This is a genomic window from Nonomuraea sp. 3N208 (assembly GCF_052245935.1).
Classification (GTDB): domain Bacteria; phylum Actinomycetota; class Actinomycetes; order Streptosporangiales; family Streptosporangiaceae; genus Nonomuraea.
Map to the genome: position 1 here is coordinate 22834 of NZ_JBQQBR010000045.1, position 24130 is coordinate 46963.

20 protein-coding genes are annotated in these 24130 nt (G+C 69.8%); 7 read left to right on the forward strand and 13 right to left on the reverse strand.

Translation table 11 applies throughout. The features are described 5' to 3' along the window. Window positions 1-54 precede the first annotated feature (54 nt). Entirely contained in the window at window positions 55-1977 is a 1923-nt protein-coding gene (locus tag ACTWPT_RS47320) for a Xaa-Pro dipeptidyl-peptidase (protein ID WP_443184106.1), read from the forward strand. A 38-nt stretch (window positions 1978-2015) separates the two neighbouring features. Here ACTWPT_RS47320 and ACTWPT_RS47325 read toward each other — a convergent pair whose 3' ends face one another. From ACTWPT_RS47325 to ACTWPT_RS47350, 6 genes are all read right to left on the reverse strand, one after another. Beyond that, window positions 2016-3812 carry an RNA polymerase sigma factor gene (locus ACTWPT_RS47325; protein WP_443184107.1) on the reverse strand — a complete coding sequence of 599 codons (1797 nt, stop codon included), beginning with the start codon at window positions 3810-3812 and terminating at the stop codon, window positions 2016-2018. A gap of 15 nt (window positions 3813-3827) precedes the next feature. Beyond that, window positions 3828-4997 carry an FAD-dependent oxidoreductase gene (locus ACTWPT_RS47330; protein WP_443184108.1) on the reverse strand — a complete coding sequence of 390 codons (1170 nt, stop codon included), beginning with the start codon at window positions 4995-4997 and terminating at the stop codon, window positions 3828-3830. After that, on the reverse strand, window positions 4994-5746 hold the full coding sequence (locus ACTWPT_RS47335) for a maleate cis-trans isomerase family protein (protein WP_443184109.1): 753 nt from the start codon (window positions 5744-5746) through the stop codon (window positions 4994-4996). Before ACTWPT_RS47335 ends, ACTWPT_RS47330 begins: the two co-directional genes overlap by 4 nt. Before the next feature lie 21 nt (window positions 5747-5767). Further along, on the reverse strand, window positions 5768-5956 hold the full coding sequence (locus tag ACTWPT_RS47340; protein WP_327590349.1) for a hypothetical protein: 189 nt from the start codon (window positions 5954-5956) through the stop codon (window positions 5768-5770). 12 nt (window positions 5957-5968) lie between these two features. After that, on the reverse strand, window positions 5969-6574 hold the full coding sequence (locus ACTWPT_RS47345) for a hypothetical protein (RefSeq protein ID WP_443184110.1): 606 nt from the start codon (window positions 6572-6574) through the stop codon (window positions 5969-5971). 68 nt (window positions 6575-6642) lie between these two features. Continuing rightward, entirely contained in the window at window positions 6643-7362 is a 720-nt protein-coding gene (locus ACTWPT_RS47350; RefSeq protein WP_443184111.1) for a hypothetical protein, read from the reverse strand. Window positions 7363-7582: 220 nt separating this feature from the next. Here ACTWPT_RS47350 and ACTWPT_RS47355 point away from each other — a divergent pair, with 220 nt between their 5' ends. Continuing rightward, window positions 7583-8839, forward strand: a complete 1257-nt coding sequence (locus ACTWPT_RS47355) for a Scr1 family TA system antitoxin-like transcriptional regulator (protein ID WP_443184112.1) — start codon at window positions 7583-7585, stop codon at window positions 8837-8839. 222 nt (window positions 8840-9061) lie between these two features. Then, on the forward strand, window positions 9062-9868 hold the full coding sequence (locus tag ACTWPT_RS47360) for an SAM-dependent methyltransferase (RefSeq protein WP_443184113.1): 807 nt from the start codon (window positions 9062-9064) through the stop codon (window positions 9866-9868). A 1-nt stretch (window position 9869) separates the two neighbouring features. Here the strand turns inward: ACTWPT_RS47360 and ACTWPT_RS47365 are convergent, their stop codons facing one another. The 4 genes from ACTWPT_RS47365 to ACTWPT_RS47380 are packed head-to-tail and all read right to left on the reverse strand — an operon-like array spanning window position 9870 to window position 14265. Further along, window positions 9870-11459, reverse strand: coding sequence for an MFS transporter (locus ACTWPT_RS47365; protein WP_443184114.1), 1590 nt, complete (start codon window positions 11457-11459; stop codon window positions 9870-9872). Window positions 11460-11481: 22 nt separating this feature from the next. Continuing rightward, a complete protein-coding gene (locus ACTWPT_RS47370; RefSeq protein WP_443184115.1) occupies window positions 11482-11901 on the reverse strand; it encodes a hypothetical protein in 420 nt (139 codons plus the stop codon). Continuing rightward, window positions 11898-13415 (reverse strand): hypothetical protein, encoded by a 1518-nt coding sequence (locus ACTWPT_RS47375; protein ID WP_443184116.1) that lies wholly within the window; start codon window positions 13413-13415, stop codon window positions 11898-11900. The genes ACTWPT_RS47370 and ACTWPT_RS47375 overlap by 4 nt, the downstream gene beginning before the upstream one ends. Before the next feature lie 31 nt (window positions 13416-13446). After that, the gene (locus ACTWPT_RS47380; RefSeq protein ID WP_443184117.1) at window positions 13447-14265 is read right to left on the reverse strand and encodes a DUF4253 domain-containing protein; all 819 of its coding nucleotides are present in this window, start codon (window positions 14263-14265) and stop codon (window positions 13447-13449) included. 108 nt (window positions 14266-14373) lie between these two features. On the opposite strand from ACTWPT_RS47380, the gene ACTWPT_RS47385 reads away from it, so the two are divergent. Beyond that, the gene (locus ACTWPT_RS47385) at window positions 14374-14952 is read left to right on the forward strand and encodes an HAD family hydrolase (protein WP_443184118.1); all 579 of its coding nucleotides are present in this window, start codon (window positions 14374-14376) and stop codon (window positions 14950-14952) included. A 136-nt stretch (window positions 14953-15088) separates the two neighbouring features. Here ACTWPT_RS47385 and ACTWPT_RS47390 read toward each other — a convergent pair whose 3' ends face one another. Continuing rightward, window positions 15089-16243 (reverse strand): TIGR03118 family protein, encoded by a 1155-nt coding sequence (locus ACTWPT_RS47390; protein ID WP_443184119.1) that lies wholly within the window; start codon window positions 16241-16243, stop codon window positions 15089-15091. Window positions 16244-16364: 121 nt separating this feature from the next. Between ACTWPT_RS47390 and ppgK the strand changes: the two genes are divergently transcribed. Both ppgK and hrpA read left to right on the forward strand, forming a co-directional pair. Continuing rightward, on the forward strand, window positions 16365-17081 hold the full coding sequence (gene ppgK / locus ACTWPT_RS47395) for a polyphosphate--glucose phosphotransferase (protein ID WP_443184120.1): 717 nt from the start codon (window positions 16365-16367) through the stop codon (window positions 17079-17081). Window positions 17082-17165: 84 nt separating this feature from the next. Then, a complete protein-coding gene (hrpA, locus tag ACTWPT_RS47400; RefSeq protein ID WP_443184121.1) occupies window positions 17166-21035 on the forward strand; it encodes an ATP-dependent RNA helicase HrpA in 3870 nt (1289 codons plus the stop codon). Between the two features lie 9 nt (window positions 21036-21044). Here hrpA and ACTWPT_RS47405 read toward each other — a convergent pair whose 3' ends face one another. Then, window positions 21045-23054 carry a catalase gene (locus tag ACTWPT_RS47405; protein WP_443184122.1) on the reverse strand — a complete coding sequence of 670 codons (2010 nt, stop codon included), beginning with the start codon at window positions 23052-23054 and terminating at the stop codon, window positions 21045-21047. 85 nt (window positions 23055-23139) lie between these two features. Here ACTWPT_RS47405 and ACTWPT_RS47410 point away from each other — a divergent pair, with 85 nt between their 5' ends. Then, window positions 23140-23793 (forward strand): HAD family hydrolase, encoded by a 654-nt coding sequence (locus ACTWPT_RS47410; RefSeq protein ID WP_443184123.1) that lies wholly within the window; start codon window positions 23140-23142, stop codon window positions 23791-23793. Here ACTWPT_RS47410 and ACTWPT_RS47415 read toward each other — a convergent pair. Beyond that, window positions 23786-24109 (reverse strand): DUF5709 domain-containing protein, encoded by a 324-nt coding sequence (locus ACTWPT_RS47415; protein ID WP_443184124.1) that lies wholly within the window; start codon window positions 24107-24109, stop codon window positions 23786-23788. The genes ACTWPT_RS47410 and ACTWPT_RS47415 overlap by 8 nt on opposite strands. Window positions 24110-24130: the final 21 nt, after the last annotated feature.

Genomic DNA, 24130 nt, shown 5'->3' on the forward strand with positions numbered 1-24130 from the left:
GGAGCCGTCTGAGAGATTGCCATGTATTTTCGCTAACTCGCACGGAGGTCACGCGTGCCACAATTACGCCCGGCCCTCATCGCCGTCGCCCTCACCCTGGCGATCGCCACCCCATCGCAGGCTGCCGCCGGACCTGCCATCACCATCGAGAACGGCCGTACGCAGCCGGTCTTCTCCTACGCGGACGCGATCCGCGAGCACGTGTACGTCGAGTCCACCGTCGACAGCGACTTGGACGGCAAGCTCGACAAGGTACGCGTGGACATCATCAGGCCCAAGGAGTCCGGCCCCGGACTCAAGGTGCCGGTGATCATCGACGAGAGCCCGTACTACGACAACTCGGGCCGCGGCAACGAGGCGGAGCGCAAGGTCTATGACGCCGCCGGAAATGTCGTGAAATTCCCGCTGTTCTATGACAACTACTTCGTCCCTCGCGGCTACGCCGTCCTCAACGTCGACATGCTCGGCACCACCAGGTCCGAGGGCTGCCCCGACATCGGCGGCAAGGCCGACGTCCTGGGCGGCAAGGCCGTCATCGACTGGCTGAACGGCCGCGCCGAGGCGTACAAGGCCGACGGCGCCCCGGCCGTCGCCGACTGGACGACCGGCAACGCCTCCATGATCGGCAAGTCGTACGACGGCACCCTGGCCAACGCCGTCGCCGCCACCGGCGTCGAGGGCCTGAAGACGATCGTGCCGATCTCCGCGATCAGCTCCTGGTACAAGTACCAGCGCTCGAACGGTGTGATCTACAACTACGACTACGCCTCCTGGCTGGCCAACTACGTCGACACCGACCCCGAGCCCAAGTGCCAGCCGGTACGCGACAAGATGGACGCCGAGGACGGCGACGACACCGGAAACTACAACCCGTTCTGGGCCGAGCGCGACTACCTCAAGGGCCTGCTCGGCGACGCCTCCAAGGTCAAGGCCAGCGTCTTCGTCATCCACACGGTCAACGACCTCAACGTCAAGCCGGACAACTTCTCCGTCTGGTGGAAGGCCCTGGCCGACAGGGACGTGCCGCGCAAGATCTGGGTCGGCCAGACCCAGCACGTGGACCCGTTCGACTTCGAGGGCCGCAGAGGGCTCTGGGTGGACACCCTGCACCGGTGGTTCGACTACTGGCTGCACGGCGTACGCAACGGGATCATGACCGAGCCCCGCGCCGACGTCGAGGTCGGCCCTGCACAGTGGATCACCCAGCGCGACTGGCCGGCGCCGTTCGCGATGAAGGCGACGCTGCGCCCTGCGCCCGACGGCTCGCTCGGGCTCAAGCCCGCCGTCAAGGACAGCACGGCGTCGTTCACCGACGTCGCCATGAGCGAGACCGCCATGGTGGCCGACGTGGGCACCCCCAATCCGGGGCGGGTGGCGTTCACCACGGGCGCGCTCCCGCTCGACCTGCGCCTGTCCGGCACGCCCACCGCTGACCTGCGGGTCAAGCTGGACAAGCCCACCTCCAACCTGACCGCCCTGCTCGTCGACTTCGGCGAGGACACCCGCGTCGACTGGCGCCGCGGTCAGGGCATCACCACGCTCACCGAGGAGGACTGCCACGGCGAGAGCACCGCGGCCGACGACGCCTGCTACAGGAAGGTCGTCACGAACGTGGCCACCCGCCCGCTGGAGATCGTCGCCCGCGGCTGGGTCGACGTGCAGAACCGCTTCTCGCTCAGCCAGGCCGCACCGCTGCCCGTCGGCACGTACGGCACGGTGAAGTGGCTGACGTTGCCGCAGGACTACACGTTCAAGAAGGGCCACAGGATCGGCCTGGTGATCGCGGGCACTGACGCGACCTACAGCGAGGAGACGGGAACCGGCGCCAACGTCACCGTCGACCTGGCCAAGAGCAGCGTTGTCGTGCCGTTCGCGCTGGCCGCGCCGCTGGGCGACGTGCCGCAGGACAAGGCCAGGTTCCACGGGCCTGACCGGATCGAGCTGCCGCAGCCCGAGTCCGAGTTCCAGTTCTTCTAACCGTCCGCGGCCTCGGGCTCTCCGGAGCCCGGGGCCCCTTACCCGCAGTTGCTCCAGCGCACGCCGTCCGCGTCGAGCAGCCGCACGCCCTTGTCCTGGGACACGGTCCAGGCCACGTTGAGGGTCAAGGTGCCCTTCGCGGTGGCCGTGCCGCCGGTACGGACGCCGTCGCCGGTGGTCCGGCCGGCCCACTGGACGACGATTTTCCCGCGCCGGACGGCCGCCCGCTCGCCGCAGCCCGGCCGGGAGACGGGCTCGCGCACCCGGAACCTCGTGCCCGACACCGTGATGCCCTGCGTGCCGGCGGCGGAGGTGATCTCGCAGCGCCCGGTACACGACAGTGCGAACGACCCGGTGCGCTGCGACCCCAGCCACATCGACGCCGGCGACAGCCGCGCCAATGGCGGCGCCGGTTTGGGCAGATCTGCTTTCCTCGGCACGCTCGTCAGACCGGACCTGGCGGCGGTGGTGACCTCGGCCACCCACCGGGACGGAGCTCGGGGCTCCTCGAGCAGCACGTTCGTCTGCGAGGCTGCCTTGGTGATCGTGGCCGGGTGCTCGCGGGCGTTCAGCATCGCCCACACCAGCCCGGCCGCCAGCAGGCCGACGCCGAGAATCAGCGCGAGCCTGGCCACCGCCCTGATGGGCGCACCGGCCTCGGGATCGTCGTCGCCGGAGCGGTCGCGCCAGTACTCCTGCCACTGCTGGTTCTGGAGATCGGCCAGCTCGCCGCTCAGGGTGATCCCGCCGTACCGGATGATCTCGCCGTGGGGCTTGTGGAATCCGTTGCTCTCGCCCTTCAGCGCGGTGCTGTAGACCAGCTTGTCGCCAGTGGCGCCGGGGCTCGCGCCGCGGAAGGCTCGCGTGCGGCTGGGCGGCGTGAAGGGGTGCCGCCCGCGCACGGGGGGTGCGGCGGTTTGCTCCTGGTCGGCGGCAGCCGCGCCCGCCGCCGACCAGGGCTCTCCCGGAGTCGCCGTCGTGGGGTCGGCGACCGGGACGTGCGGCGTGGCGCCGGCGACCGGTGGTACCGCCGCCGCACCGGTCTCCTCGGAGCCGGCCCGCATCGGGCCGGTCTCCATGGGGCCCGTCTCCACCAGCGTGCGGGCCTGCACAGGAAAGCCGTCCGCCCGCCAGACAGGCCCTTCGCCAGGCAACGGCTGGGCCGACGCCAGCCGGTTGGGAAGCGTGCCGGGCAACGTCGTGATCGGCAGGCGGCGTAGCAGCGCGCCCGCCGTCATGGTCCTAGGTGCGGCCCGGCAGGTCGCGCAGGACTGGATGTGGCGGCCGATCCTGGCCCTGGCTCGCCGCCCGGGCGCCGCGACCCACTCCGCCATCCGCGCCGTCAGGTCCGGGCAGCCGCCACTGCCGCGAGCGGCCATGATGGCGGCGAACCACTCCTCGAGAGCGGCCGCGGCCTGCGTCACGACGGCCCGGACCTCGGCCGCGCCGAGCTGGAAGATCACGGCCAGCTCGGCGTCGGACAGGCCGTGCCGTGCCGACAGGTCCAGCAGCTCCCGCTGCGGGCGGTCCAGGGACAGTAGGGCCTCGGGCAGCAGCTCCGACATGCGGCCCGGGCGCGACCAGGAGCCGATGCTGGCGGGCTTGGCCACGATCGCGCGGTGTGCCCTGGCCACCCCGTACAACCACGGCCGGCGCAGGGCCGGGTCCATGACGCGGTCGGCGTACAGGTGCGCCGTCAGCAGCGCGCCGGCGACGGCCTGCTCGGCGTCGCCGGCGGCGAGCTCGGTGCGGCAGTAGTCATAGAGCCGGGCTCCATGTTTGTCGCACAGGTCGCGTATGGCCTGGCGAGCGTCGTCAGACAGGGTTCGCCACATCCGGCGCACCTCCTCTCACGTCTTCCCCGGCACCGTCATGTCCAGGAGCGAGGCCTGCGCCAGATAGGCCCGGGTCGCGTCGGGGTCGCCGGCGATCGCCCGCAGCCCCGCCATGGCCGCGGCCAGCCTGGCGCTGTCGTGCTCGCGCACGCCCGCCAGCCGCGTCTCGCCGCGCGGCACCACCCGCTGCATCAGCACCGAGCGCCGCCGCCAGGCCCACGCCTCCAGCGCCGCGGGCGGGGCGAAGCCGCCGAGCACCGCCGCGATCACCTGGCCGACCTCGGCCCCGTCGTGGATGCCCGCGTTCATGTTCAGGCCGCCGACGGTGGACGTCAGGTGCGCGGCGTCGCCGACGAACATGACCCGCCCGCACCGGTACGAGGTCAGCACGCCCCTCGACAGGCCGAACCGGTCCGCGCCCGTCACGTGGATCGGCTCGCTGGCCCCCGGCAGGGACCGGCGGACCAGCAGCGACAGGTTCGCCGGGGACAGCGGCTCGTGCGAGTCGACGGGGATCTTGAAGATGATCCGCCAGTGGTCCGGCAGCGCGAGCAGGGTGCACGACTGCTGCACGTCCCGCACGTACGTCAACGGCGCCAAGCTGGGCAGCAGCCGGTCCAGCGGCGAGTCGGTGAACACCCGCAGCGCCTGCGTCGGGTACCCGGACCTGGGGAACGGCAGCCCCAGGGAGCCGCGCACCGTGCTGTGCGCGCCGTCGGCGGCGATCATGTACCGGGCCCGCGTCCAGGTGTGGCCGACGCGGACCCGGATCCCTGTGCCGCCTTCCGCCACGCCGTCCACGCGGGTGCCGAACCGCACGTCGACGCCGGGGTAGACGTTGAGCGCCGCCAGCAGCAGCGGCGTGAGCGCGGTCTGGTCGGCGTGGATCCTGAACGGATGCCTGGTCAGGCCGTCCAGCCGGTTCATGCCCATCTCGGCCAGCACGATCCCCGACCGGTCCCGCCACTGCACCCGGTCGACCACACGGCCCTTGGCGACGAGCTGTGCGGCCACGCCGAGCTCGTCCAGCAGGTCCAGCGTGGCCGGATGAAAGGTGCAGGCACGCGGCTGCCGGATCGGCTCGCTCTCGCGTTCCAGGACGGTGACCGGGATCCCCGCCCTGGCCAGGGAGAGTGCCGCGGTCAGCCCCGCCGGCCCCGCTCCCACCACGATGACGCCGTTCATGCCGGGCGCCTCCCCTGCGCCGCCATCGGGCGGCGGTAGGGCACGCGGCCGAGCTTCACGTGCTGCCCGACAGCGTGCGACAGGGCCCACCAGGCCGTGCAGAGGTTGGAGGTGAGCAGCAGCCGGTCGTTGCCGGCGCTGAGCGGGCCGAGCACGGGCAGCGTGGCCATGCCGGTGCCGGTGAACAGCAGCACCGCGTTCCCCGGCACCTCGGCCAGCTCGACCTGGTTGATCAGCTCGGCCGGGGTGACCGCGTACGACGAGTAACCGTCCTTGGCCCGTACCTGGACCACCTGGGTGACATTCAGTCCGGCGGTCTTCCAGAACCGCTCGGCCAGCTCGGTCAGCCACGGCTGGTACGGCGACACCAGCACGATGTCGCCCACCACGACGTGATCCAGCGCCTGATGCGTGGCCAGCGTGGCCGAGGCGAACGGGACCCCGGCCATGGCGCTCAGCTCGGCGCACTGGTCGCGGTCCGCGTCGGGGCCGAGCAGGTAGCGGGGTTCGCTGCAGGCCATGACCATGGCGCTGAGCGGCAGGCCGTCGAACGCGGAGACCATGAGGGGCAGGTCGTCGTTGTAACCCTCCAGCCGTTCGGCCAGGGGGAGCCTGCGCCGTACGGGAAGGCGGGCGACGTGCATGTCGGCCCGCGACCCGAGCAGGCGGGTCAGCTCTGGCTCCGCCGACGGGTTCGCGGGCGCGACGATCACGCCCACCCGGCCGCGGCGCGCCGAACCGGTGCGCATGGGGTGTCCTCCAGAGGGGGGTCAGGAGGCGCGGTGCCGCAGCGCCTGGTCGATCTCGGTGATGGCCTGGACGGACACTTGGCGGATGCGGCGCAGCCGATGCACGGTACGCGCTGATGTCTGCTCGTCCCGGTCCTGCGGCGTGCCGGCCCGGGCGCCGCGCGTGGGGACTTCGTGTGGTTGTGACCTGTGCATCTCGTCGGCGAGCATGTTCGCTCCTGTCTATCGCGGGTTGACGACTCGGGAGTCGCTTGCGGCGAAGCGGGCCGGCTGCTCCACGGCCGCGCTCCGGACGTTGTCGGATCGTTCGCGCAGCCCGGCGAGGAGCCGGCCGGACATCGCCGGCTCCTCTTCCGCCGCGCGTTGAGATCGATGACCGGTCTCACGGCCCGACGCCCCGGCGACCCGCACCAGCGCCGTGGCGGCGAGCAAAACGGCGGCCGGGAAGGCCACCAGCACAAAGGCGTGCACAGGCGCCGGCCCCTTCAGGAGCCGGCCGATCAGCACCGTGGCGCCCGTCACGCCGATCGCCCCACCTAGCACCACCCCTGTGCTGATGGCTCCGATCGTGGAGGCGTGCCGAGCCGGTGGCACGCCTCCACCCAGGGCATAAAGCCAGCCCCAGGCGCTACCCCTCGAGTTGGCCAGCACGCCAGCCGCTACCGCGCTGGCCATCAGCACCGCGCCGACTAGGTCGGGCACGTGCCGCACGGTGCCGGGGGGGCGGGGAAGCGCCGGGGCCAGCGCCAAGGGCGCCGCCGCCAGTCCCGCGCAGGGGACGAGCAGACCGCACCGGCCGTGGTCAGCCGGCGGCGGCGCATACATCATCGCGGCACCCTGAACCGGCCTCGGCGGCCGTGCCGCCGGGGCCGAGTGCTCGCGAAGCAGGGTCGGCGTCATAGCGCCGATCCCGCGCTCATGGCCATGTTGGGCACGCTGACGCAGACCATGCGCTCCGTCAGCCCAGCCCGTGGTCCGTTCGCGCGTGACCTGGCCGTCACCGCACCGCCGGCGACCGTCCGCGCGACCTTCGACGCGAGCGCGAGATGCGCGCCGCAGCAACGGCCCACCTTGGCCTCCAGCCCGGCCACCTGGGCCAGCCTGAGCCTCAGCGGTTCCAGCGACGACCTGCGTTCGAGGCCGTCGAGGTCGGCCAGCCGGGCAGGCCAGCGCAACGCGTCGCCACAGCGGGCTTCCACCTCGGCCGGGACCTCCTCTACCGGGAACCCCTGGTGACGCAGCCGGGTGGCGATCATGACGGCCATGAACGCCGTCTTGTCGAAATGGGCCAGCCGTCCCGCGAGGGCCGCGCTCAGCATCCTGGCGCGGTGGCTCAGGCATACCGAACTCCACCCGAGCAACAGCAGCCGATCCGGGCCCGTCTCCGTGTGCCAGCCGGCCAGCCGCAGCTCGCGGGCCATCCGGTGGTAAAAGCGCCAACGGTGACGGGGGCTCTCCAGCCAGACCTGGACTCCGCCCAGCGGCAGGCTCGCGACATGCACATCCGGCCCGATCACCGGACCGGCCACGCGGGAGCAGATGCGCTGGACCACTTGCTCCTGCCCGGGGACCGGATCGCTGAGGAACCAGGAACCATTCGAGAGATCCATGGTCATGTCCGGCCACCTCCTCGACGGGAACTCTCCAGAACCGCCTTGCTGTTAAGCCTCACTTACCACACGCTCCGATAGTCCGCTTCTCGAAGGGACTATGTCAACTGACAGTTTCCGCATAAGTTGATACCTGTCCGCGTGGCAGAGCTTGCCCGCATGGCAGGGGACAGTGGGGCTCGCGTCCCTTACGCTGGAAAAGTTCACGGGCAGTAGGAGGTGTGCCGTGGCGAACTTCGCCGAGCGGCTCGATCTCGCGCTGACCAAGCGCGGCTTCACCGGCGCGCAGGTCGCCTCCGCCCTGACGGAGGCAGGCATCCCCATCACCCGTGCCTACGTCAGCCAGTTGCGCACCGGCAAGCAGACCAACCCGACGCTCCAAGTGCTCCGGGCGCTGGCCTCCTGCCTGCAGGTGAGCGTCGGCTGGCTGGTCGGCGACGACCACCTGGAGTCGGGCGCCGTCGAGGACCTGCAGCTGCGGGCGGCGACCATCGGGCTGTCGGCCTCCGGCCTGTCGGAGAGCTCCCTGGCCGTCCTGCGCGGCGTGGTCGAGCTCGCGCGCAAGGCCGAGGGCCTGCCCGACGAGCCCGAGCCCACCGCCGACATCCCCGACGCCGCCGCGCCGCTGAGCGGGCCGCAGCGCCGGGCGCTCGGCCGCCGGCTGCACGGCCTGCGCCTGGCGGCGCAGCTGTCGGAGGAGCAGGTCGAGACCGCGATCGGCAAGGGCGCGGCGGCGATCCCCGCCATCGAGGAGGGCCGCATCGCCCCCGCGCCGATCACCGTGGAGCGGCTGCTGACCGTCTACGGCATCGCCTCGCCGCCGATCCGCGAATACGTGTTGGCGCTGGCCAGGGGCGAACGCGAGGCCGCCTGGTACGACGCGCAGTCCATCCCGGTGTGGCTGGCCACCACCTACGCGCTGGAGCAGCGGGCCACGCTCATCCGCACCTTCCACACCCAGTTCGTCCCGCCGCTGCTGCAGACCGAGGACTACGCCAGGGCCGCGATCACCGCGGCCGGGCCCGCGACTCTGGGGCAGCCGACGGTCGAGGAGGCGCTGGCCCTCGTGCTGGCCCGGCAGGAGGCCGTGGCCAGGGACACCGGGATCGTGGTGTGGGCGGTGATCGACGAGAGCGTGCTGATGCGCTCGATCGTCGGCGGGCACGTGCAGCTACGGCAGCTGGAGACGTTGCTGGAGCACGCCAAGCGCCCCAACGTCTCGCTGCACGTGGTGCCGATGGAGGACCCCGCGTACGTGCCGCGCACCGGTCCGTTCACGCTCTGGCGCTTCGCCGAGGCGTTCGAGCCCGACATCGCGTGCCGGCACGGCATCGAGGGCGACGAGCTGGTCACCGACACCGGCGCCGTGGAGGCATACCACCAGGCGTTCACGAAGTTGTCGGTGACGACGACCACCCGCGAGGAGACCGTCGAGGTGTTGAATTGCCACCGCGAAAGGCTCTCGCGTTCACTCGGAAAGTGATCTCCTTCCCTCGTAAATGATCGCTACGCGCGCACTTCGGTTAGCCACCTATACCCAAAACTAATGGCTTTTCGTGTTGTGTTCTCGCGAGTAGCGAGGATCATATGGTCTGGGTCATCGAGTGGGGTCCGCAAGGATCAGCTTTTCCCGAGATAGTGGGCGAGGGGAAAGGGGCAACACTCAATGCGTCAGCGTGCCATCCGAAACCTGGCGAAGCTGGAGATGACCCAAGCAAGTGTCACCCGGATTCTCGACGCCGCGGCGGGTGGAAAGAACAACTTCGTAGCGGACAGAGATGTGATGGGCCGCTACGATCAGGCCGCCCCCGTCACGACGACGGCCGCACGGGCCGTGCTCCAATATCTCTGCCGTGTGGTCCGTCATCTGGCGATCGAGGGTGTGGACCAGTTCGTGATCGTCGGCAGTGGCGTCCCCAGCGGTCTGCCCGCGGGCGGGCAGCTGCATGACGTGGCCCGTGACGCCCTGGGCGCCTCCGTGCCCCGGGTGGTCCCCCGAGTCGTTTACGTGGAGAGCGACCCCATGGTGCTGGCCGGGGCGCGGGCGACCATCGAGCCGGTCACCGACCTCGTACGCGTTGTAGAGGGCGACGTGCGCGAGATCGACGACATTCTCGATGACAGGGTCGTCCAGACGTTCCTGGAGTGGGACCGGCCCATGGCGGTGCTGCTGCTGTCGGCCCACAGCCTGAACGACGACGAGTACTTCCATTACGTGATCAAGCGGATCAGGCAGGCGGTGCCGGAAGGAAGCTACCTGTCATTGCTGCAGACCACGTTCGACGCGATTCCCCCGGAGTTATTGCCGGCCATTCACGACCTGCTGGCGATGACGCTGCCCGGGCAGGCGATTCGCACCCGGGAGGAGGTTGACGCGTTGCTCGAGGGTCTGGTGCTGGTGGATCCGGGATTGGTGTGGGTCCCGGAATGGCGGCCGAACGGCCACGACACCGCGTGCCTTGAAGATCCGAGTTCGTCTGGCAATTACGGCGCCGTGGCCTGCATTCCGTGAATTAGGTCGTGGCCGGGAGTTCGGCCGGCTCGCCGGCCGGGCTCTTGGCCGGCTCGACACCGAAGAACAGCACCGCCAGCACGGCCAGCACGAGGGGCACCGCCCCCAGCAACGCGGTCGTGCCGATGGAGGGCGCCGCGGCGCCCGCGACCAGCACGCCGGTGACGGCCACGCCGCCGAACTTGCCGACGCCGGCGGACAGACCTGAGCCGCGCGAGCGGACCCGGGTCGGGTAGATCTCCGAGCTGTAGGCGGCCAGCACGGCCGCGATCGCCGCCGTCCCCACGATCGGACCGGCCAGCACCACGTACAGCCAGGTGCGGTCCTGCGCCAGGGTTTCCCCTGAGAACGACAGCACCAGCAGGGCCGCGCCGACCAGCGCCGAGAGCGTGATGATCGTCTTCTTGGCGCTCCACATGCCGTACATCGCGGCCGAGATCAAGATCAGCGGCAGGCCGAGCAACGTCGAGTCGCGTAGCGCGCTGTTGGCGGTGCGCTCGTCGAGGCCGAGCTTCTGCAGGTTCGACGGGACCCACAGCTGGAAGCCGTACGTGACCAGGCCGATGCTCAGGCCGAGGATCACCACGGCCACCGTGAGCCCGGTGAACGGGGGGCGGAACAGCCGCGAGTAGCCGCCGTCATACTCGTCCGCGACCCGCTCGACGTCCTCGGCGGAGACCGCGGCGGCGCCGTACCTGGCCATGATGGCCCGTGCCTCCTCGTCGCGGCCGTGTGCGAACAGGAAGCGCGGCGACTCGGGGATGAAGCGGTTGAGCAGGATCAGGAAGACACCGGTCGGCAGGCCGGCCAACCACAGCGCCCGCCACGAGAACTCCGGCACCAATTCGACCGACAGCCAGCTCGCCGCCAGGTAGGCGACGGCCAGGTTGCCGCCGATCAGCACCATCACCCAGCCCTTGTGCCGGGGCGGGATCGTCTCGGCGAGCAGCGAGAACGTGATCGGCAACATGCCGCCCGCGCCCAGCCCCATGGCCAGGCACATGGCCAGGTTCCACTCGAAGTCCGGCATGACGCCGCAGATGGCGGTGCCGATGAACAGCACGCCGGCGAACAGGATCGACGGCTTGCGGCCGATCTTGTCGCCCATCCAGCCCCACAGCAGCGAGCCGAGCACGGTCCCGGTGAGGCCGGCCAGCGGCAGCAGCGCGACGGGCAGTTCACCACCCGGGTTGAGCGCGGACTTCAGCCCGTACTCCTTGGCCATGCCGGGCGCGACGAAGCCGAGCGTGATCGGCTTCATGGCGTCGATCACCACGGCGACGGACATGACGACGACAAGCCCGATGTGGGCCGGCCGCATCCGCGCGTCGTCCAGCGCGCGCACCCGCACCTCCCCGGCCGGCTTGGCCTTGAACGCGCCCGGCGGCACCAGCCCGTACGCGGTGACGACCAGGCCCGCCACGATCAGCACCATGCCGATCGTCATCGGCAGGTCCATCGGCATCCCGGCCAGCTTGTAGTGCATCTCCGCGCCATGCAGGTACATCGGCAGATGCAGCACGACTCCCGCGACGGTGGCCAGCGTGCCCAGCCAGAAGTACAGCGGACGAGCTAACTCGACCCCACCCAAAATGAACTCCCCCTTCGATCGATCACAACAGGCGGCCTCCCCGATGGCGCCACTTGACGAACAGCACCCGCATGGGGCCGTTCACGAACAACCACTGGCCCAGCCAGACGACCGCGAACATCACCGCGAACGCCCACCAGGACACCGGCCCCCGGACGCCCGGCACCAGACCGCCGTCCAGCAGCACCCACATGACCAGCCCCTCCGGTACGGCCGTGAGCAGGCCGAACAGCGTCGGCCAGTCCTTGTCCCAGCGGAACTGCATCAGCAGGTGGTAGAGCAGCTCCCAGCCCACGCCGACCACGGCGACGGCCAGCAGCACGAGATAGGCCTCCGCGAAGGACATCGGCAGCAGCGGCGTGATCAGCGCGGTCAGCACCACGCCCACCGTGGCCAGCACGAACAGCCGGGTCTGCACCCGCCCGGCCAGCGTAGGGATCAAGCGAGTCTCCTGTTCGCCGCCCACTTGAACCACTGGGACACCGACCTGACCGGGCCGAGCCCCTTGCAGAACCCGCGCAGCGCGAGGTCGTCGGCGATGTCGAGGGCCGCGGTCTGCATGCCGAGAAAGCTGTCCACGGCCAGGAAGTGGTTGCCGGCGGTGGCCGCGCCGGAGGCGTAGAGCATGCCGTCCCCGCTCTCCGCGCCGAGCACCTCGAAATTGGGCCCGACCCGCAGCCGGCCTGCCTTGTTGGGCTGCGCGCCACCGTGCTTGAGCAGATCGTCCAGCACCCGGTGCTCGGGCATGTCGGCCTCGAGCCCGGTGCAGTCGATGATGAAGTCGGACACGTACTGCATGCCTGCCGAGTTCGCGCTGCGCGTGTAGGTGACCAGCCGGCCGTCGGGATGCTGGTCGATCCGGTCGACCACGGCCTGGACGGGGTGGTACCAACGGCCCTGCCTGGCCCGGTGCATCTGGTCCTGCCAGCGGGCGAGCTTGGGGGTGGTGGTGCCGGCGACCAGCGCGGCCAGCCTGGCCCGCCGTTCAGGGGACGCCTTGCGGAACTGGGCCTTCAGCTGCCCGCCGAACGCCGACTTCGGCATGGTGAACGCCTGGTAGGCCCACCCGTCGCCGCCCTTGCGCCGCATGAACGCATGCGGCCCGTGCGGCCCGGTGACGTAGGTGCGGAGGAGATGGACGATCTGCGTTCCCAGGTTGTAGCGCTCCCTGTCGTCCATGAGCCGCTGCAGCACGCGCGAGGCCACGATCCCGGCGCCCCGCACGACCACCACGCCGGGGCGCCTCCGCAGCTGGTCATAGACGTGCTCGTGCGGCTCGTACGCGTTGACGACGCGATACCGCTCTCCCTGGCGCTGCCGGAACTCCTGCAGGTCGTCGAGGAACTTCAGCCCCGGATAGCCGACGGCCAGGTGCACGTAATGGGAGCGCAGCACCACTCTCTTCGTCTGCGCGGTGCCTGGCGGCGGCGTCAGCACGGTGAAATAGCCGCCGCCCAGCCGCTTCCTGACCATGCGAACCTGGCCCTTGGCCAGCATCTCCCAGTAGCCGATGCGGTCGGCCTCGCGCCGCACGCACTGCATGACCATCCCGGCTTTCGGCGCGTAGAAGTCGGCCAGTAGCGGCTCCGTGAGGACCTGGAGCAGTGGCTTGACCGTGCGCTCCCGCCACGCCTCCTGCACCGCGTACGAAGGGAAGCCCCAGATGTTGTCCGGCCGTGCCCCCGAGTCGGAGCGGATGCGCTCGTGCGCCGGTAACTGCGAGACACGAGTCAGGTATTCCCAGGTCTGCCAGGGCGAGTCGCTGGTCGACAACACCCGCATGGCCGATGCCGCCACGCCGCGAATGCGTAGCACGTCCATGAGTGTGAACGAGCCCAGCCCACCGCCCACCGACACCAGTGGCATGTCGTAAACGGGAATCCCGGCGGCCTGCACCAGCCCGTCGGCCCAAACGGAGGAGTTGATCAGCTCCGGCGTGAGATCTCCCGAGGACACGAGAGCTAAAGGTAGCGTAAAACCCGAAAAATCAGTCCCACCAGAACGACCAGGCGTGTCCGCCGATGATCTGCTCGGCGTAGCCCTGGAGGTCGCCGGGGCCCTGGACGACGTTGTCGGGGCAGAACGTCCAGTGTTCGGCCGCCACATGTAACGCGTGCTCGGGATCGACCGGCGGCGCGGCCACGCTCAGTTCCAGCGTGTTGAAGCCGACGCTCACCACGCGCGCCGCGAATCTGTCCTCCCAGCTGCGCACCACGGCAGCCATCGGCACCATCCACTCGTTGTGGTGCAGCGCGCCCTGCCAGCCCATGACCACCAGCGCGTCGGCGCCTCTGGCGGCCGCGACCAGGCCGAGCGGCATGCCTTTGGCGGCCAGCTCGCCCGCGTACCAGTCGGCGACCGCCTCAGGGCCGGCCTTCGGCATCCCGGGCGGTGCGAGGCCCGGGCAGATCGCGCCGTACGGCTCCAGCTCGGCCAGCGCGTCCTGCGGCATTTGCCTGACCCACTCCTCCCAAACCTCGGTCATGAAACCCTCAGCGGTGAAGTGGTCGATCTGGCGTGGATCGTCCGGCACGACCTGCCCGACCACCCAGGGCTGCGCGGACTCGTCCAGCAGCACCGGCCACAACCCGCTGTGCGGATGCCATTCGCGCAGACGCGCCCAGTCCTCGCCGCTCGCCGGCTCGTCGCTCATCCAGAACGCCGGCCTGGACGCCTCGCCCTGCCGTGTGTACCCGGGATCGGGCCAGACCACGTCGCCCGCGGGCAGGGCGGCAGGCAGCACGCGGCCGCTGCCGCCGTCGGGGAACAGCTGGCACAGCTCACGTGGCAGCCGTTGATCGTTCATGCCCTACCGTTCCGATACCGAATCCTGTCTCGGAGATGGTAGTGCGGCCGATCGCCCCGGCACTGTAAGCGGCACACGAAAAGCTCAGTGCTGCGAGAATGTGGGGCTGTGATCCCCTTTGCCGCAGTTCTGACTGACCTCGATGGCGTGCTGCGCCACTTCGACCACGCCGTCCAGGCCGACATCGAGGCTCGCTACGGACTGCCCCTCATGAAGACCGCTTTCGACCCCGAGCTGATCCTGCCTCCCACACTCGGCCAGGCCACCGAGGCGCAGTGGGCAGAGGCGATCGTCGCCGCGCTCGGCGGGGACGACCGCGCACGTCAGGCCGTCGCCGAGTTCATGGAGGTGCCGTTCTGGGTGGACGAGCAGGTCAAGGAGCTGCTGGCCAGGGCCCAGCAGCACGTTCCTGTGATCATCGTGACGAACGCCATGGACACGGTGGAGGAGCACCTCGACCGGCTGGGGCTCACGTACTTCGCCGACGACCTGGTCAGCAGCGCCAGGGTCGGCGTGGCCAAGCCGGACCGGCGGATTTACGAGATCGCCGCCGAGCGCGCCGGGGTCACGCCCGAGCGCTGCCTGTTCGTCGACGACCGGCTCCCGAACGTGGAGGCGGCCAGGGCGCTCGGCATGACCGGCGTTCACTACCGGACGGTTCAGGACCTGGCGGCGGTGCTGGGCTGACGCGATGCGCATGTGGTTGTTTCCGGCGCGGCTCGCGCCAACCGCGCCGGAAACGTCAGGTGGACCGCCGCCCCCGGCCTGCTGTCGGCGAGCTGCGCTCCTCGCCTGGCCGGGGGCGACGGCGCGAGAGCGCCGGTCAGTACCCGCCGTAAGGGTTGTTCTGGGAGGGCGGCTGGGTAGCTGGGGCGCTCGACTTGTGGCCGGAGGGGTGCGTCGGCGTGGCCGACGGGCTGGCTCCGGTTCCCGTCCCGGTGGACGTCGGCTTCGTGCCCTGCGGGGCGATGACGCCGATCAGGCCGTGCTTGGTGCCGTCGATGCCGGCGGAGAACCACAGGGCCTTCTCGCCGCCGGTGGCCGCGGTGCCCGGCTCCAGGTCCCACAGGCCCGGCAGCACGATCGGCTTGCCGCTGGAGTCGCGCAGCGAGCCCAGGTGCCGGCCCTGCTTGTACGCGTGCACGGTGCCATCGCCGAAGTTGCCGACCAGCAGCGAGCCGGCGTACGGGCCCCAGCCCTGCGGCGCGGCCGTGAGGCCCCAGGGGGCGTTGAGCCCGGTCCGCGAGATGCGGCCGGTCAGGCGGCCGGAGGCGTTGAAGCGGCTGACGAAGCCCTTGCCCCTGCCGAAGACCGGCTTGCCGGTGGTCGGGTCACGCAGCGCGTAGGACACCCAGATGTTGCCATTGGCCACCGCGACGTTGTACGCGTGGTAGCCGTCGGGCAGGTCCCGGTCCTGGAACTGCCAGCGGGCCAGGCGGATGCGCCGGAAGTCCTCGTCGAAGGCGTGGATGCGGCCGCCGGCGAAGTCAGCGGCCAGCAGGAATGCCTCGTCCTCGGTCTGGACGAGCTCCAGGCCCTTGTAGTCGGCCCCGCGGCTGAACGCCGCTATGATCGCGTTCTTCGGGTCGACCTCGGCGTTCCAACCGGTGATGGCGCCGCTCGGGCTGGAGAAGATGAACGTGGCGGGCTTGCCCTTCACAGTGAAGCCCTCGCCGGGGTTGAACACCTGGCCGGTGGGGGCTCCGCCGGGGATCCACACCTCGGTCTGCTCCTTCTTGCCCGTGCCGGAGTAGACGGTGGCGGTGCCGGTGCCCGTGTTGGAAACCCACAGAGTCTTGCCCATGGCCAGGCCCCACGGGTTGACGACCTTGGGGTCGGTGACCGGGGCTTTGCCCTGGACGTCCGACACAAGGGGGATGACGTCGAAACGAGTCCTGGTGGTGGCGTGTGCGGGAGTGGTGAGAGTCGCTCCCAAGACGACCGCAACAGCGCAGAGTGTGATGATGCGTGGCCGCATCCGTTGCCTCCTAGTTAGCGCTTGTGACGCGAGATACGCGGAGGGCGGGAGCCCGGTTCAGCCGGGTGTCGGAAATATCGGTACAAGAGTTTCCCCGCGTCACGCGGGGGAGAGGAAAAGCATGAACGTGTTGGGCATCGACATCGGCGGCTCGGGGATCAAGGGCGCCCCCGTGGACACCGAGGCGGGCCGGCTGGTCGAGGAGCGCCTACGCGTTCCCACGCCCCAGCCTTCGAGCCCGGATGACGTGGCCGAGGTGGTGGCCTCGATCGTGAAGCATTTCGACTGGAACGGTCCGGTCGGCGTGACGTTTCCGGGTGTCGTCCTGGACGGTGTCGTGTTGTCGGCGGCCAACGTCGACCGGTCCTGGGTCGGCGTGGACGCGGCGGCGTTGTTCGGTGGCGCGAGCGTGGTCAACGACGCCGACGCGGCCGGCGTGGCCGAGATGAGCTTCGGCCGCGGGCGCGAGGAGCGGGGGACCGTGCTCGTGCTGACGTTCGGCACGGGGATCGGCAGCGCGTTGTTCACGGACGGGACGCTGGTGCGCAACACCGAGCTGGGGCATCTGCAGCTGCACGGCAAGGACGCCGAGCACCGGGCCTCGGCGCGTGCCCGCGAGGAGCACGACCTGAGCTGGGAGCATTGGGCCGAGCGGGTGCAGGAGTACCTGGAGCACGTCGAGATGTTGTTCTCGCCGTCGCTGATCGTGATCGGCGGGGGAGTGAGCAGGAAGGCGGAGAAGTTCCTGCCGCACATCACGCTCCGCACGCCGGTCGTGCCCGCCGCCCTGCAGAACGAGGCGGGCATCATCGGCGCGGCACTGGCGGCCCGCCCCTGATATTGGGATGCGCTGAGCTCGGCTGATGGGGCACGATAGGCCGTTGGCTCCGGGGAAGCGGAGTTCAAATATCCTTGAAGCAGTATGGGAACGTCTTCGTTGTCCTCTCCACTCGCCGAGCTTCAGTCCCGCCTGCCCGAGCTCATGCCGCGCGACCAGCGGCGGTTGCGGCGCAGGCTCGACGGCATGCGCCGGGTGCGCTCCCGCGACGCCCGGGACAAGATCGTCGCAGAGATCCTCGCCGACGTGGAGCGGGCCGAGCAGCGGCTGGTACGCCGCCGCGAAGCCCTACCGCAGGTGAAGTATCCGGAAAATCTGCCGGTCTCGCAGCGCAAGGACGACATCCTCGCGGCCATCCGCGACCACCAGGTCGTGATCATCGCCGGTGAGACGGGGTCCGGCAAGACCACCCAGATCCCCAAGATCTGCCTGGAGCTGGGCCGGGGCGTACGCGGGCTGATCGGCCACACCCAGCCCCGCCGCATCGCCGCCCGCACGGTCGCCGAGCGCATCGCCGAGGAGCTCGGCACCGATCTCGGCGAGGTGGTCGGCTACAAGGTCCGCTTCACCGACCAGGCGAGCGAGCGCACCCTGGTCAAGCTGATGACCGACGGCATCCTGCTGGCCGAGCTGCAGAACGACCGCATGCTCGACCAGTACGACACGCTGATCATCGACGAGGCCCACGAGCGCAGCCTCAACATCGACTTCATCCTCGGCTACCTGAAACAGCTCCTGCCCCAACGCCCGGACCTCAAGGTCGTCATCACCAGCGCCACGATCGACCCCGAGCGGTTCTCCCGCCACTTCGACGACGCGCCGATCGTCGAGGTCTCCGGCCGCACATACCCCGTCGAGGTGCGTTACCGGCCGCTCGACGAGGACGACGACCAGACGCAGGGCATCGTGACCGCCTGCCAGGAGCTCATCTCCGAGGGCCCCGGCGACATCCTGGTCTTCCTGTCCGGCGAGCGGGAGATCCGCGACGCCGCCGACGCCCTGACCAAGGCCGACTTCCGCAACACCGAGATCCTCCCGCTCTACGCCCGCCTCAGCGCCGCCGAACAGCACCGCGTCTTCCAGCGCCACACCGGCCGTCGCATCGTCCTGGCCACCAACGTGGCCGAGACCTCGCTCACGGTCCCCGGCATCAAATATGTCGTCGATCCGGGTTACGCGCGCATCTCCCGCTACAGTCACCGCACCAAGGTGCAGCGCCTGCCGATCGAGGCCATCTCGCAGGCCAGCGCCAACCAGCGCAAGGGCCGCTCCGGGCGCACCTCCGACGGCATCTGCATCCGGCTGTACGAGGAGGAGGACTTCCTCAACCGGCCGGAGTTCACCGACCCGGAGATCCTGCGGACCAACCTGGCCTCGGTCATCCTGCAGATGACCTCCATCGGGCTGGGCGACATCGAGGCGTTCCCGTTCGTCGAGCCGCCGGACCGCCGCCACGTCAAGGACGGCGTCAACCTGCTGCACGAGCTGGGCGCCTTCGACGCGCACAGCAAGCTCACCCCCGTCGGCCGCAAGCTGGCGAACCTGCCGGTGGACCCCCGCCTGGGCCGCATGGTGCTGGAGGCCGAGAAGAACGGCTGCCTGCGCGAGGTCATGGTGATCGCCGCCGCCCTGTCCATCCAGGACCCGCGCGAGCGCCCTGCCGACAAGCAGCAGCAGGCCGATGAGAAGCACCGCCGCTTCGCCGACCCGGAGTCGGACTTCCTGGCCTACCTCAACCTGTGGAACTACCTGCGCGACAAGCAGAAGGAGCTGTCGTCCAGCGCCTTCAGGCGCCTGTGCAAGAGCGAGTTCCTCAACTACCTGCGCGTCCGCGAGTGGCAGGACATCTACAGCCAGCTGCGCCAGGCGCTCGGTGCCCAGCCCAACAGCGCACCCGCCGACCCCCACCACGTGCACGCGTCCCTGCTGGTGGGGCTCCTGTCGCACATCGGCGTCAAGGACGTCATGGAGAAGCGCGGCCAGGACGGCCGCCGCCCGATCCAGGAGTACATCGCCGCCCGCAACGCCCGCTTCGCGATCTTCCCCGGCTCCACGCTGGCCAAGAAGCAGCCGCAGTGGGTCATGTCGGCCGAGCTGGTCGAGACCTCCCGCCTCTGGGCCAGGGTCAACGCCAAGATCGAGCCCGACTGGGTCGAGCCGCTCGCCCAGCACCTGGTCAAGCGCACCTACTCCGAGCCCCACTGGGAGAAGAACCAGGGCGCGGTGATCGCGCTGGAGAAGGTCACGCTCTACGGCGTGCCGCTCGTCGTCGGCCGCAAGGTCAACTACGGCCGCATCGACCCCGACCTGTCACGCGAGCTGTTCATCAGGCACGCGCTGGTCGAGGGCGACTGGGACACCCACCACCGCTTCCTGAAGGAGAACCGCAAGCTCCTGGAGGAGGTCGAGGAGCTGGAAAACCGCGCCCGCCGCCGCGACATCATGGTGGACGACGAGGCGCTGTTCGACTTCTACGACCAGCGGGTCCCCGCCGACGTGGTCTCCGCCCGGCACTTCGACTCCTGGTGGAAGAAGGCCGGGCGGGAGACGCCGGAGCTGCTGACGTTCTCGCCGGAGATGCTGGTCAACGAGGGCGCCGACGTCAGCACCCGCGACTACCCCGACAGCTGGAAACAACTGGGCCAGCGGATGAAGCTGACCTACCAGTTCGAGCCGGGCGCGAACGCCGACGGCGTGACCGTGCACGTGCCGCTCCAGGTGCTCAACCAAGTCAGCTCCGACGGCTTCGACTGGCAGATCCCGGGACTGCGCGAAGAGCTGATCACCGCGCTGATCCGGTCGCTGCCGAAAAACCTGCGTCGCAACTTCGTGCCCGCCCCCAACTACGCCAAGCAGGTGCTGGCCGGGGTCCAGCAGGGCGGGGAGCCGCTGCTGGCGGCCGTGGAGCGCGAGCTGCTGCGGCTCACGGGCGTACGCGTGCCGCGCGAGGCCTGGCAGCTGGACCAGGTGCCGGATCACCTGCGCATCACGTACCGGGTGATCGACGAGCGCAGGCGCACGGTGGCCGAGGACAAGGACCTCGACGCGCTCAAACGCCGCCTGGCCCCGAAGCTGCGCCAGACGTTGTCGCAGGCCGGTGACGACCTGGAGCAGACGGGCCTGCACACGTGGAGCTTCGGCCGCCTGCCGAAGGTCTTCGAGCAGGGCCGTATGAAGGGCTACCCGGCGCTGGTGGACGCGGGCGACTCGGTCTCGATCAAGATCTTCGAGACGGAGGCGGAGCAGCGCCGCTCCCACTGGCCCGGCGTACGCCGCCTGCTGCTCCTCAACGTCACCAACCCGGCCAAGTCACTGCTCGGCGGCCTGTCCAACCAGGCCAAGCTGGCGCTGTCCCGCAGCCCGCACGGCGGGGCGGTGGCGTTGTTCGACGACGTGGTCAACGCGGCCGTGGACAAGCTCATGCTCGACGTCGGGGGCCCCGCCTGGGACCCGGTCGCCTTCGACCGCGTCTACCAGCATGTGCGCGCTCATCTGTACGACGCGGCGGCGGACGTGCTCGGCAAGGTGGAGCAGATCCTGGCGGTCTGGCACGAGGCAGGCGCCCGGCTCGACGCGTTGCGCCCGAGCGCCTCGACCGACGACATCCGCGATCAGCTGAGCAAGCTCGTCTATCCCGGTTTCGTCACGGCCACCGGCTACCGGCGGCTATCCGACATCCTCCGCTACATCCGAGCCATCGACCGCCGCCTCGCCAAGCTGCCCGAGGAGCCTTGGCGTGACCAGGAATGGATGGACCGGGTGCACAAGGTCGAGGACGACTACCACGACCTGCTGGAGAAGCTGCATCCGGCGCGGCGCGGGGATCCGGACGTGGTGGAGATCCAGTGGATGATCGAGGAGCTGAGGGTGAGCTTCTTCGCGCAGACGCTGGGGACGCCTACGCCGGTTTCCGAGAAGCGGATCGCGAAGGCGATGGAGAAGCTCACCCCCTGAAGAACGAGCTCACGCCGGCACGCTGAACACGTCCCGCTCGTAGAAGCGGTGCCCCGCCACCGCCTCCGTGAACTCCTTCGCGATGTCGTTCCCGTCCCCCATCACGATCCCCACGTCGTTGGGCAGGTGCGCCGCCCCGATGAGCAGGCGGCCCGAGCCCACCGCCCCGATGGGCTTCTGGTGCCTGAACGCCTCCTTGACGAAGAACTGAGCCCGCCCCACCGAGGACAGGGCCGACCCGTCGGCCGCCACCACCGCGTCGTACAGCACCGAGTTCGCCGCGCTGAGCTGCCGGTCCACCGGCAGGCCGCCGACGGTGCCCTCGAACGGGGCCACCACCTCGCAGATCGCCCCCTGATCCTCGAGTTCCCGCCGCAGGCTCGTGACCGCCGCCGCGTCCGTGCCGTCGGCCATGAGGATGGCGATCTTGCGGGTGGCGACGCTACGCGGCTGGTTCGTCATGCTGAGGGCGGGGGAGGCGTTGGCGTGGACCGCGGACACGGCGGGCGCGGGGAGGCCGAGGCCATGGGCGACCTGGGCGGCCAGGTCCGGGTGGATCTTACCCATATGGTCCACCACGGCCTCCTTGATGTGGGGGCGCTCCACGTGCCCCAGCTCGAACAGGAACGCCGCCACGATGTGCTGCTTCTCCCAGCCGGCCATGCTGTTCCAGAACAGGGTGGCCTGGCTGTAGTGGTCCTGGAAGCTGGGGCTGCGCATCCGGATCTTGGTGCCTTCCACCTTCTCCTGGTAGTGCCGGTAGCCGTCCACGGCATCCGGGTGGCCACCGCTGATGGAGTTCGGCGCGTAGCTCGTCCGCGACTCGTGGATCATGTGCTGGTGGAAGCCGTCGCGCTGGTCGTTGCGGACCGCGGCCAGAGGACGGTTGATGGGGATCTGCGGGAAGTTGGGCCCGGCCAGCCGCAAGAGCTGGGTGTCGAGGTAGGAGAAGTTCCTGGCCTGCAGCAGCGGGTCGTTGCTGAAGTCGATGCCGGGCACGACGTTGGCGGTGTGGAAGGCGACCTGCTCGGTCTCGGCGAAGAAGTTCTGCGGATTGCGGTTGAGCGTCATCTTGCCGATGGGCCGCAGCGGCACCTGCTCCTCAGGAATGATCTTAGTGGCGTCGAGCAGGTCGAAGTCGAAGTCGTGCTCGCGTGACTCGGGCACGAGCTGCACGCACAGCTCGTACTCGGGATAGGCGCCGCGCTCGATCGCCTCCCACAGGTCGCGGCGGTTGAAGTCGGGGTCGTTGCCCTGGATGCGCAGCACCTCGTCCCACACCAGCGAGTACGTCCCCAGCACCGGCCGCCAGTGAAACTTGACGAACGTGCCCTCGCCCGAGGCGTTCACCAGCCGGAACGTGTGCACCCCGAACCCCTGCATCATCCGGAAGCTACGCGGGATCGCACGATCGGACATCAGCCACATGACCATGTGCAGCGACTCGGGCTGGAGCTGCACGAAATCCCAGAACGTGTCGTGCGCCGACTGCGCCTGCGGGATCTCGTTGTGCGGCTCGGGCTTGACGGCGTGCACGAAGTCGGGGAACTTGACGCCGTCCTGGATGAAGAAGACCGGGAAGTTGTTGCCGACGAGGTCGTAGTTGCCCTGCGTGGTGTAGAACTTGGTGGCGAACCCGCGCACGTCCCTGACGGTGTCGGCCGAGCCGCGCGAGCCGGCCACGGTCGAGAAGCGCACGAAGGTCGGCGTCGTGACCGACGTGTCGTTGAGGAACGCGGCCGTGGTCAGGTGGCCGAGCGGCTCGTACAACTCGAAGATCCCGTACGCGCCGGCACCCCTGGCATGGACCACGCGCTCGGGGATGCGCTCGTGGTCGAAGCGGGTGAGCTTCTCGCGGAAGTGGAAGTCCTCCATGAGCGTGGGACCCCGGGTGCCCGCCTTCAGCGAGTTGTCGGTGTCGTCGACCGGGATACCCTGGTCCGTGGTCATATGGCGATCGTCCAGCGGCACGCGGCCGGCGTCGAGCTGGCGGTCCTTCGCATCACGCTCTCGTGGCATGAAAAAATCCCCCTTACGGTTGTTTATCGGGCGTTCACCTGATGCCCGAATAACTGAGCTGGAACAAGTTCGAGCTGGGGGATTGATGATCAAGGCTGTGGTGTTCGACGTCGGGGAGACGCTCATCGACGAGACGCGGATCTGGTCGCGCTGGGCCGAGCGGCTGGGCGTGAGCAGCTTGGTGCTGATGGGCGCGCTCGGCGGCATGGCCGCACTCGACCGTCCGCACGCGGACGCGTTCGAGCTCATCCGGCCCGGCTTCGACCTGGACGCGGAGGAGGCCGCCTGGGAGCGTGACGACCCGGACGGCCTGCGTAACCGCTTCGACGCCGACGATCTCTATCCGGACGTGCGCGAGGCCCTGTCCGAGCTCCGCGCGGCGGGGTATCAGGTGATCATTGCGGGCAACCAGCCGCGCCGGGCCTATGAGGCGCTGGTCGCGATGGACCTGCCGGCCGACTCCGTGCACACCTCCGAGGGCTGGGGCGTGGAGAAGCCCCAGCCGGAGTTCTTCGCCAAGGTGGCCGCGGTCGCGGGCCGGGAGCCCGCAGAGATCCTTTACGTGGGCGACCGGCTCGACAACGACGTGCTCCCGGCGGCGCGAGCGGGCATGCGCACCGCGTTGCTGCGCCGCGGCCCGTGGGGCTACCTGCACGCCGCGCGCCCGGAAGCCGCCGCCGCCGACGTGGTCGTCGACGACCTGCATGCCCTCCTGCCCGCCGCGCGCCGGCTCACCTGAGGCCTTCGCCGGGATCGATGCGGACCGCCCGCTCCTCGGCCGACAGGTCCGAGTCGTCGTCGCCCCAGTCCTCGCCGAGCTCCTCGTCCTCAACGTCGGGCTCCAGGCCCTCGTCCGGCTGGGTCAGCCGGTGCTTGGGACGGGGCTCGCGGAGCCGGTCCGGGGCCTCGCGTCGCAGCCGTTCGTCGAGCGTGTCCCTGCGCCGCGGGTCGTCCTCGACGACCTCATGATGAAGCCCGAGATCGTCGGTCCACTCGCTGACCTCGATCGCCTGCTCATCGCTCATGCCGTGCCGGTTCGGAGGTTTTTCGGTCATACGCGCCCCCTACCCAAGGAG